Source organism: bacterium (assembly GCA_021372775.1).
Taxonomy (GTDB): domain Bacteria; phylum Acidobacteriota; class Polarisedimenticolia; order J045; family J045; genus JAJFTU01.
The window spans coordinates 50,029-60,108 of the sequence record JAJFTU010000027.1; the positions used below are offsets into that span (position 1 = coordinate 50,029).

Here is a 10,080-nt window from a genome sequence, read left to right on the forward strand (position 1 = left end):
AACGAGCGGCCTGTTTTAAATAAAACGTCCGCTTTCGCGCGACGGGCACGCAACGCGGCGACGACATGACGGCAATTTCGAAGGGCTCGTCCGAGACTGTCCGATCCGCTCCCGAAACGCGAACGGGCGGCGCCGAAGCGCCGCCCGTCGCGGTCATGCGGAACGCGCAGGAACCGCTCAGAGGATCTTGCGGTCCTTGGCCATCTGGGTCAGCTCGGAGCGGAAGTCGGGGTGCGCGACGTTGATCAGCGCTTCGGCGCGCTGGTGCAGGTTGCGGCCGAACAGCTCCGCCACGCCGTACTCGGTGACGACGTAGTGGACGTCCGCGCGGGTCGTGACGACGCCGGCGCCCGGCTTGAGCATCGGGACGATCTTCGAGAACATCTTGCCGTCCTTCGACTTGCCGGTGGCCGGGAGGGCGATGATCGGCTTGCCGCCCTTGGAGCGGGCCGCGCCGCGGATGTAGTCGACCTGGCCGCCGAAGCCGGAGAAGATCCGCGTGCCGATCGAGTCGGAGCAGACCTGGCCGGTGATGTCGACTTCGATCGCGCCGTTCACCGCGACCATCTTCTCGTTCTGGCTGACGACGTACGGGTCGTTGCAGTACTCGACCGGCTGGGCCTCGATCATCGGGTTGTTGTCGAGGAAGTCGTAGAGTTCCTGCGAGCCGAGGGCGAAGGTGATGACCGCCTTCCCCTGGTGGATGTTCTTGCGCGCGCCGGTGACGATCCCGCGCTGGATGGCGCGCATCGCGCCGTCGCTGAGCATCTCGGTGTGGATGCCGAGGTCGTGCAGGCCGTCGAGCGAGTTGAAGACGGCGTCCGGAATGCCGCCGATCCCCATCTGGATGCAGGAGCCGTCCTCGATCAGGCCGCGGATGAAGCCGCCGATCTTCTTCTCGATGTCCGAGGAGGGGCGCGGGGTCAGCGACGTCATCGGCTCGGTGTGCTCGACGACCGCGTCCACGCGGCTGACGTGCACGAAGGCGTTGCCGAGGACGCGCGGGGTCTTCTCGTTCACCTGGACGATGACCTTCTTCGCGTTCTGGATCGCGGCGCGCGCGGCGAGGGCCTCGAGGCCGAAGCTCATGAAGCCGTGCTCGTCCGGCTTGGAGACCTGGACCATCGCCACGTCGAGCGGGAAGCTCGTCTCGAAGATCCGCGGGATCTCGTAGAGGAAGATCGGCACGTAGTCGGCGCGCCCTTCGTTGACCGCGAGGCGGTCCGAGGGGCCGACGAACAGGGAGTGGTGCCGGACGTGCGGGGCCATCTCGGGCGCGGCCAGCGGGTCCTCGCCGAGCACCAACACGTGCGTCATCTTCACGTTCTCGAGGCTCTTGCAGCGCTCGGCGGCGGCGCGCATCAGCGCCAGCGGCATGTTGGCGTTGCCGCCGTAGAAGACGCGGGAACCGCTCTGGATCATGGAAACCGCCTTCTCGGCGGACATACGCTTGCTGTTGTAGTCGTCGTGCCAGCTCATCGTGGGTCTCCAAGGCCGCGCCCGCCGGCGCGGGTCAAGTCAACGGGTCGGACGAAAGGGGTCAAGGCAACAGGTCGTTCAGGCGGGAGGGCGCCAGTCCGAGCGCCTTCGCCGCCAGTTCGTTCACCATCCGGCCGCGGAACGAGTAGGCCCCGCGGGCCAGCCCCGCGTCGGCGCGGAGCGCGGCCTCGGGGCCGCTCTCCGCCAGCCGCGTGATCAGCGGCAAGGCGGCGAGCCCCAGGGCGCGCGAGGCGGAGCGCGGCACGTTGGTGGTCATGTTGGGCACGCAGTAGTGCGTCACGCCGTGGACCTTGTAGGTCGGCTGCTCCGGCGTCGTGGGGCGGCTCGTCTCGACGCAGCCCCCCTGGTCCACCGCGAGGTCGATGATCACGCTGCCGGACTTCATCGACTTGACCATCTCCTCGCCGATCAGGAACGGGGCGCGCCCTCCGGGGACGAGCACGGCGCCGACGACGACGTCGGCGACCGGCGCGAAGCGGAGGATGTTGCGCGGGCTGGAGACGGCGGTCACGGCGTCGTGGCAGCCGCGCTCGATCGCGTCCCGCAGCTTGGCGAGGTCGCTGTCGAGCAGGATGACGTGCGCGCCGAGCGCCAGCAGGTGCGAGGCGGCCGTGCGGCCGACGACCCCCGCGCCGAGCACGAGGACCGTCGCCGGGGCGACGCCGGCGACGCCGCCGAGCAGCACGCCGCGCCCGCCCTGCGACGTTTCGAGCAGGTGGCCGGCGACGTGGATCACCATGTGGCCGGCGATTTCGGACAGCGCGGCCAGCACGGGGCGGCCGCCGCGCGCGTCCTCGCAGATTTCGTAGCCGATCATCGTCAGCCGCCGGTCGACCATCGCCTGGACGACCTCCTTGCCGGCGACCGCCAGATGATGGAAGCCGAGGATCGTCGTTTCCGCGCGCAGGAGGGCCATCTCGTCCGCGGAGAGGGCGCCGACCTTGGCGACGACGTCGGCGCGGCCGAAGACCTCGTCGGCGTTGTAGACGATCGTCGCCCCCGCCTGCGCGTAGTCCGCGTCGGCGAAATGAGCGGCGGCGCCCGCGTCGCTCTGCACGAAGACGTCGTGTCCAAGATCGACCAACTTGGACACGCCGAACGGCGTGAGGCCGACGCGGTGCTCGTGGCGCAGCGTTTCCTTCGGGACGCCGATCTTCATGGGCGGTCTCTCCTTTGCCGGGGCGGCCGGAGATGCGAAACGGACGACAACGGCGTCTTCCGCGGATCCTCCCGCGGACGACGCGCTCTAAAGATAGCCTTGGGCGACAGTGCGGGCCAACTATTTGAGGCCCAGCGCCTCCTTGTTTTCGCGCAAGGCGTCGATCGCGATCGCCGCGACCTCGGCCAGTTCGACGCCGAGCAACTCCGCCCCCGCCCGGACCTCGTCGCGGTCTACCTTCGCCGCGAATCCCTTCTGCTTGAGCTTCTTCAGGACCGACGCGACGGCGACGCCGGCGATCCCCTCGGGGTTGACGAGGGAGCAGGCGACGATGAACCCGGTCAGCTCGTCCGCGGCGACGAGCGCCTTCGGCAGCAGGGCCTCGTAGGGCCGCCCCCATTTGGTGTAGTGGGCGGCGACGGCGTCGGCCAATTCGTCCTCGCCCGCCGCCCGCAGCCGCTCGACGGTCGCCTGCGGGTGCCGCTCGGGAAACGCCTCGTAGTCGGCGTCGTGGAGCAGGCCGGCGACGCCCCAGAGGTCTTCGTCGCCGCCGAACCGCCGCGCCAGCGCCCGCATCGTCGTTTCGACCGCCAGGGCGTGCTTCCGCAGCGCCTCGCCCGCGGTCCATTCGGTCACGATCGCCCAAGCCTCGTCGCGCGTCATCGTCGCTTCCTCGCAAGATCCGGCCTTAGGATAGCCCCCGGTCCGAACCGCTCGCCGCGGCCAACGCCCGCCTCGGGGCGGACGCGGGGGCGGACGAGACGGTGGAGCGCGCGATGTCCTTGTTCGGCGACCGCCCCGCGGACGTGGGGCGCGGCGACCTCGACGGCTTCTTCGGCCTGATGGTCGACAACCTGCTGCAGTTCCTCGTGATCCTGCCGCTCTCCGTCGGGATCTGCGGTTTCCCGGCCGACTTCGTCCTGTCGCGGGTCTTCCCCGGCGCGGCGCTGTCGATCATCTTCGGCAACCTCTACTACGCGTTCCTGGCGCGCCGCGCGGCCCGGGCGACCGGCCGGCGGACGACGGCCCTGCCGTACGGGATCAACACCGTCAGCCTCTTCGCGTTCGTTTTCTTCATCATCGGTCCGACCTACGCCGAGCTGGCCGCCGATCCGTCGGTCGGCGCGGAACGCGCGGCGCGCGTCGCCTGGCAGGTCGGCCTCGCCGCCTGCTTCTTCTCCGGCGTCCTCGAGACGGCGGGCGGTCTGGTCGCCGACTGGGTCCGCCGCGCGACGCCGCGCGCCGCGCTCCTCTCGACCCTCGCCGGGATCGCCCTCGGCTTCATCTCGATGGAGTTCGTCCTGCGCTCCTTCGACCGGCCGCTCGTCGCCTTCGCGCCGCTGGCGCTGGTCCTCGTCACCTACCTCGGGCGGCTGCGGTGGCCGGGCAACCTCCCCGGCGGGCTGGTGGCCGTCGCGCTCGGCACGGCGCTGGCGTGGCTGCTCAAGGCGACGGGGGCGCCGGGGGGCGTCGCCGTCGGCGGCGCGGACATCCTGGCCGGGGCGGGGCTGCGTCCGCCGATCCCGGCGCTCGGCGACCTGTGGGCCGCCCTCGGCAGCCCGCACGTCTGGGGGCGGATGTCGATCATCGTGCCGATGGCGCTGATCAACGTCCTCGGCTCGCTCCAGAACATCGAGTCGGCCGAGGCGGAAGGGGACCGCTTCCCGGCGCGCCGCTGCCTCGTCGTCAACGGCCTCGGCGCCGTCGTCGCCGCGTGCTTCGGCTCCTGCTTCCCGACGACGATCTACATCGGCCATCCGGGCTGGAAGCGGATGGGGGCGGGGTGGGCCTACTCCGCCGCCAACGGCCTCTTCTTCGCCGTCGTGGCCACGACCGGCCTGATCGGCCCGATCGCCAAGATCGTGCCGGTCGAGGCGGCGATGGCGATCCTGGTCTGGATCGCGGTCGTGATCACGGCGCAGGCGTTCACCGCGACGCCGCGGGCGCACGCCCCGGCCGTCGTGCTCGGCCTCCTGCCGGGCCTCGCCGCGTGGGGCTGGCTGCTGGTCGAGCAGACGCTCGGCGGGGCCCGCGCCGCGGGGCGGCTCGTCGCCGGCGCCGACCTGCCGCGGCTCGTCGCCGATCTCGGCGCGACGACGATTCCGTACGTTCAGGGGCTGCTGACGCTCAAGGCCGGGTTCCTCTTCTCGGCGACCTTCCTCGGCGCGATCGGCGTCTTCCTCGCCGAGCGGCGCTTCGGCAAGGCCGCGCTCTGGGCGGGCGTCGCCGGCCTCTTCGCCCTCGCCGGACTGATGCACTCGTTCACCGTCGCCGCCGGCGCGGTGCGCGAGGAGGCGATCTTCGGCGCGGCGTGGCCGATGGCCGTCGGTTACTTCGCGGCCGCGCTCGTCTTCCTCGCCGCCGCCCGCTTCGGCCGGCCGCTGCCCGACGAGGGGCGCGAGTAGGGAAAAGAAAGAGCCCCCGCCGCGCGCGGCGGCGGGGGCCCGGTGAATCGAAACGCGGCCGGTCTAGTTGGTCGCGCGCGGCAGCTTGCAGCTTCCGACGGTCGCTTCGGGCAGCTCGTACCCGGCCGAGTTGCGGCCGTACGGCCCTTCGTAGGCGCCGTTGTTCCCGACCGCCACGAAGTAGAACACCTGGCCGGCCTGCGGCGTGCCCGGATCGAACGAGGCGGACCCGGTCGCCCCGAGGCCGCAGAACGACTGGGTCCACTGCAGCCCGGAGAGCGGCGCGACCGCCGTGCCCATGTAGACGGTCGTGCCGGTCGTGTTGCTGCCGGCGGCGAAGGCCAGGTTCACCGCGCTTCCCGCGGCCTTGGCGACGGTCATCGTGCCGGCCGCGGAGACCTCGCCCGGCAGGTTCGACGAGCCGGCCGTGCAGGCGCCGCGGACGTCGAGGTCGAGGAACCAGGAGTTGAGCGTGCCGGTGTCGCCGGGCCCGCAGTCCTGGACCAGCAGCTGCCAGACGCCGTTCGGGGCCTCGCTGTAGAGGTCGGCGAGGAAGCCGTCGGCCGGCGTCTGGCTGTCGAAGACGGTGTTGAGGTTCTGCGTCGGGTCGGCGCCGCCGCCCTTGAGCAAGACCTGCTTTCCGGACGGCGCCTGGATCACGATGTCGAGGTCGCCGATGTAGGTGTGCGTGATGTTCACGCCGACCTGCACGTTGGTCAGCGTGCCGCCGTCGGGAACGGTGATCGAACGGGACAGGAGCGTGCCGCAGGCGGTCGAGGTGGCGTCCGTGATCGCCGCGGGGAGCCCGGCCGCGGCGTCGTCGTAGTGCTTGACGCCGCCGGCGCCGGTGACCAGCACGGAGCGCTGGACGCTGTTCGCGTCGGTCGCGCCGGTCGCCGCGTCGGTGGCGCGGACGACGTAGTAGTAGGTCGCCGCGTTGGCCACGCTCAGCGTGTCGGTGAAGCTGGTCTGGCCGATCCCCTTGGCGAGCAGCGTCGACGAGCTCGGGGCGAAGCCCTTCGTCGTCGAGCGGTGGACTTCGTAGAGGACGTTGCCGCCGCAGTTGGCGGTCGCGGCGCTCCAGTGGAGCGTCGTGCCGCAGGTGGCGCCGCCCGCCGCGTCGATCGAGGAGAGGCCGGCGAAGGTCGGCGGAACGAGGCAGACGCCGGAAGGCTGGCGCGCGATCTCGTTGGAGTCGGCCGACTCGCACGAGCCGAAGGCCCGCACGACGTAGTAGTTGAGCCGGTCCGCGGTGGCCGTCGGGTCGTCGTAGCCCGGGCCGGCCGTCGTCGCGATCTGCGTGTAGGGGCCGCCCGCGGTGTAGGCGCGGTAGACGTGGTACTCGCTCGCCCCGGAGACCGCGCCCCAGTAGAGGGCGACGTGATTGCCGGAGAGCGCCGTTCCGGTGAGGCCGGCGGGGGCCGCCGGGCCGGTGCACGCGGCGAGGTTGTAGCCGTAGAGCGCGAAGTCCTGGTCGATCGAGATCCCGTTGCCCGGAACGCCGTCGTCGACGAGGTTCGCGGCGCGGACCGTGATCCTGAGCGTGCGCGCGGCGCCGGCCGGCAGCACGACGACTTCGAGGTTGTTCTTGGCGTCGGCCGTTCCGCCGGCCACGGAGTAGCCGTTCGACGTCGCGCCGAAGTTGTTGCCGACGTAGGTCGAGCCGTTGTCGTCGACCACCAGGTCGAGATCGTTCTTCCACGGGGCCGAGCTGGTGTTGCCGGGGGCGTCGGTCCAGGCGAGGACGATCTTGACCGGCTTGTCGGTCGCGGAGACGGTGGCGTACTTCACGTAGGTCTCGCCGGTGCTCTTCAGCAGGACCGTCTGGTCCACGCGCAGGGCGGGCGTGCCGTCGAACAGCCGACCGACGTTGATCCGGCCCCACCCCTCGTGGACGTTCGGGATCTTCGGCATCGGCACCGAGGGGGCCACGCACTTGGTGTAGTCGCCCGCGGCGCCGGCGGGGGCGCAGCCGCCCTCGTCGCCCATGTCGCTCGCGGTCGCCGCGAAAGCGGCCTTGACCAGCGCCGGGCTCGGGGCGGCGAAGCCGTGGTCGAGCGACCAGCGGTAGAAGAGGGCCGCCGATCCCGCTGCGGCCGGGGTCGCCGCGCTGGTGCCGTTGTGGAGCTGGTAGAGGGTCTTGTCGGCCGTGTCCCACGCCGGGAAGGCGGTCGAGGTCTGGACTTGGCTCTTCGTGGCGACCCAGCCGTGCGCGATCGCCGTGACGTCCGGCTTGATCCGGCCGTCGGCCGTGGGGCCGCGGCTGCTGTAGTAGAGCAGGTCGCGCCCGGCGGTGTTGTTCTGGATCGGCTTGTAGCCGGTGAGGGCGACGCCGGTCCAGAAGTTCTCGGTCGCGCCGAGGGTGAGGACGTTCTTCGCCGTCGCCGGCGGGGTCACGGTGCCGAAGCTCGCGTTGACCCCTTCGTTCCCGGCGGCGAAGACGATGATCATCTGCTGGTTGCCGGCGTCGCTCGTCGCGTCGCGGACGATCCGGTCGTAGTCGCGCGCCGGAATGTTGTAGTAGGAGAAGGCCGAGGTCCCCGACGGCTTGCTCCCCCAGCTGTTGCTGCTGATCCGCGCGCCGGCGTGGTAGGCGTCCTGCTCCATCTGCGTGTACGAGGTGATCGACGTCCACTTGCCGTTGTGGTCGAAGACCTTCGACGCGCCGAGCATCGCCAGCGGGGCGACGCCGACGCCGAAGTGATAACCCTTCGAGCCGACTTGGCCGGTGCCGGTCCCCGCCGAGTTGTTGTAGCCGGCGATCACGCCGGCGCAGGCGGTGCCGTGCCCTTCGCCGTCGGCGCCGGTCCAGGTCGCGTCGGTCTGGTCGATCGTGTAGTCGTGGTCGTAGGCCACGCGCGAGACGCCCGAGGGATCGCGCAGGTCCTGATGGATCGTCTTGCCGGCGACGTTGCCGACGTCGAGGCCGGTGTCGGTCACGTTGACGACGACGTTCGTCCACGGATGGGCGACGTCGAAGCCCTTCGACTGCAGCCACGAGAGATAGCCCTGGCCGGCGGTGCCGAAGCCCGCGGTCATGCCGTCCACCGTGAAGCCGGCGTTGTTGAGGCCGCCCGGCTCGTCCATCGGCGACGGCGCGACGTACGGCTCCATCCAGAACGAGGCGCCGCTCTTGGCGATGTCGGCGATCTGCGAGGCGTCGATCGCGGCGGCGAAGGAGAGGAACTTGCCGTCGGCGGAGACGCCGCGCAGCGTGCGGGCCGCGCCTTCGAGCGTGCGCTTGGCCAGCGCGCGCCCTTCCGGGTTGTCGAGGACCATGAACGCGACTTCGGTCTCGCCGGAGCGGCCGAGCAGTTCCTTGGCCACGCGGTAGGTCGGCTGGTGGACGCCGACGTAGCGCAGCGGCGAGCGGCCGGTCAGGCCGGTCGGCAGCGCGGACGCGAGGCGGGCGCGCTGTTCGGGGGTCATCCGCACGATGTAGCCGTTGGCCGGCACGTACTCGACGATCTCGACGTCGATCGCGCGCAGCGCGTCGAGCCACGCGGCCTTGACCGGCCCGTAGAACTGGATCAGGTGAAGCCCCTTCTCGCCGGCCGCGTAGTCGGAGATGGTCAGCGCGAGCGTCTCGGCCGTCGTCGCGAGCGTCTGCGGCTTCGTTTCGGCTTCGGGGTCGAACGGATAGTCGCGCAGTTCGAGCCGCGCGCCGGCCTCCCGGGCGCCGTCGAGCAGCGCCGGCGAGGCGGCCAGCGCCTTCAGGCCCGCGTCCGAGGTCTCGACGAGGACGAACGAGCCGTAGTCCTCGAGCGGCTGGGCCTTCGTCGCCGCGAGGAACTTCTGGTACGAGCCGTCCTTCGGCACGGTGAGGCGGTTTCCCGCGAGGGCGGAGGCGCCGGCGAGCAACAGCGCCGCGGCCGCCGCCGCAAGGCGGATCCAAGAGGGACCTTTCATCTCGACCCTTTCCCCTTGCCGCGCCGGGGGACGCGGCGGGCGACGCGGACTCCCGCCGCGGTCGGGGGCGTCCGAGCCCCGCCGCGCGAGAATCCGCTCTTCTGCAGAACGACGCATTCTACCCCGGCGGGGCGCGCCGACGGAGGGCGCGGCGAGTCCGCGAGCGTCCGCCCCCTTCCGCGCCGGGCCCGTTCCGGTTTAGGATCGCCCTGAAGGAGAGGGCGAATGGACAAGGCGGTGCGGATCCACGAGGTCGGCGGGCCGTCGGTGATGAAGCTGGAAGAGGTCGTCGTTCCGGCGCCCGAAGCCGGCGAGGCGGTCGTCCGGCAGGCCGCGGTCGGCGTGAACTTCATCGACGTCTACCACCGCACCGGGCTCTATCCGCTGCCGCTTCCGGCGACGATCGGCCTCGAAGGGGCGGGGGTCGTCGAGGCCGTCGGTCCGGACGTCTCCGACGTGCGCCCCGGGGACCGCGTGGCCTACGCCGGCGGCCCGATCGGCGCCTACGCGGAACGGCGGGTCGTGCCGGTCTCGCGGCTTGTGCCGCTGCCGCCGGAGATCTCCTTCGAGACCGCCGCGGCGGCGACGCTCAAGGGGATGACCGCCTGGTACCTGATCCGCCGCACCCACCGCGTCGAGCGCGGGGAGTCGATCCTCGTCCACGCCGCCGCCGGCGGGGTGGGGCAGATCCTCTGCCAGTGGGCGGCCGGTCTGGGCGCCAAGGTCATCGGGGCGGTGGGGAGCGAGGCGAAGGCCGAGATCGCCCTCGCCCACGGCTGCGCGCACGCGATCGTCCTCGGCCGCGGGAATTTCGCCGCGAAGGTGCGCGAACTCACCGGAGGGGAAGGGGTCGCCGTCGTCTACGATTCGGTCGGCAAGGCGACGTGGGAAGGGTCGCTCGACAGCCTGCGGCCGTTCGGCCTGATGGTCACGTTCGGCAACGCGTCCGGCCCGGTGCCGCCCGTCTCGCCGCTCGACCTCTCGGCCAAGGGCTCGCTGTTCCTGACCCGCCCGGCGCTGGCCCACTACACGGCGCGGCGCGAGGACGTGCTCGAAGCGGCGCGGGAGCTGTTCGCGGAGCTCGTCTCGGGGCGGGTGCGCGTCGCG

Annotated in this window: 6 protein-coding genes; 2 read left to right on the forward strand and 4 right to left on the reverse strand. The window is 71.5% G+C overall.

Going from position 1 to position 10,080, the window contains the following annotated elements:
• Positions 1 to 177 precede the first annotated feature (177 nt).
• From LLG88_01010 to LLG88_01020, 3 genes are all read right to left on the reverse strand, one after another.
• Entirely contained in the window at positions 178 to 1,479 is a 1,302-nt protein-coding gene (locus tag LLG88_01010; GenBank protein MCE5245489.1) for a 4-hydroxybutyrate CoA-transferase, read from the reverse strand.
• Between the two features lie 61 nt (positions 1,480 to 1,540).
• Positions 1,541 to 2,659: an alanine dehydrogenase gene (locus LLG88_01015; GenBank protein ID MCE5245490.1), complete on the reverse strand. Its 1,119-nt coding sequence runs from the start codon at positions 2,657 to 2,659 to the stop codon at positions 1,541 to 1,543.
• Positions 2,660 to 2,779: 120 nt separating this feature from the next.
• Entirely contained in the window at positions 2,780 to 3,322 is a 543-nt protein-coding gene (locus LLG88_01020; GenBank protein MCE5245491.1) for an HD domain-containing protein, read from the reverse strand.
• 113 nt (positions 3,323 to 3,435) lie between these two features.
• Here LLG88_01020 and LLG88_01025 point away from each other — a divergent pair, with 113 nt between their 5' ends.
• A complete protein-coding gene (locus LLG88_01025) occupies positions 3,436 to 5,064 on the forward strand; it encodes an NCS2 family permease (protein ID MCE5245492.1) in 1,629 nt (542 codons plus the stop codon).
• Positions 5,065 to 5,127: 63 nt separating this feature from the next.
• On the opposite strand, the gene LLG88_01030 is transcribed toward LLG88_01025, so the two are convergent.
• Complete coding sequence (locus LLG88_01030) at positions 5,128 to 8,973, reverse strand: S8 family serine peptidase (protein ID MCE5245493.1); 3,846 nt, start codon at positions 8,971 to 8,973, stop codon at positions 5,128 to 5,130.
• A gap of 225 nt (positions 8,974 to 9,198) precedes the next feature.
• Between LLG88_01030 and LLG88_01035 the strand changes: the two genes are divergently transcribed.
• Positions 9,199 to 10,080: quinone oxidoreductase (locus LLG88_01035; GenBank protein ID MCE5245494.1), on the forward strand; the 882-nt coding region annotated here is incomplete at its 3' end.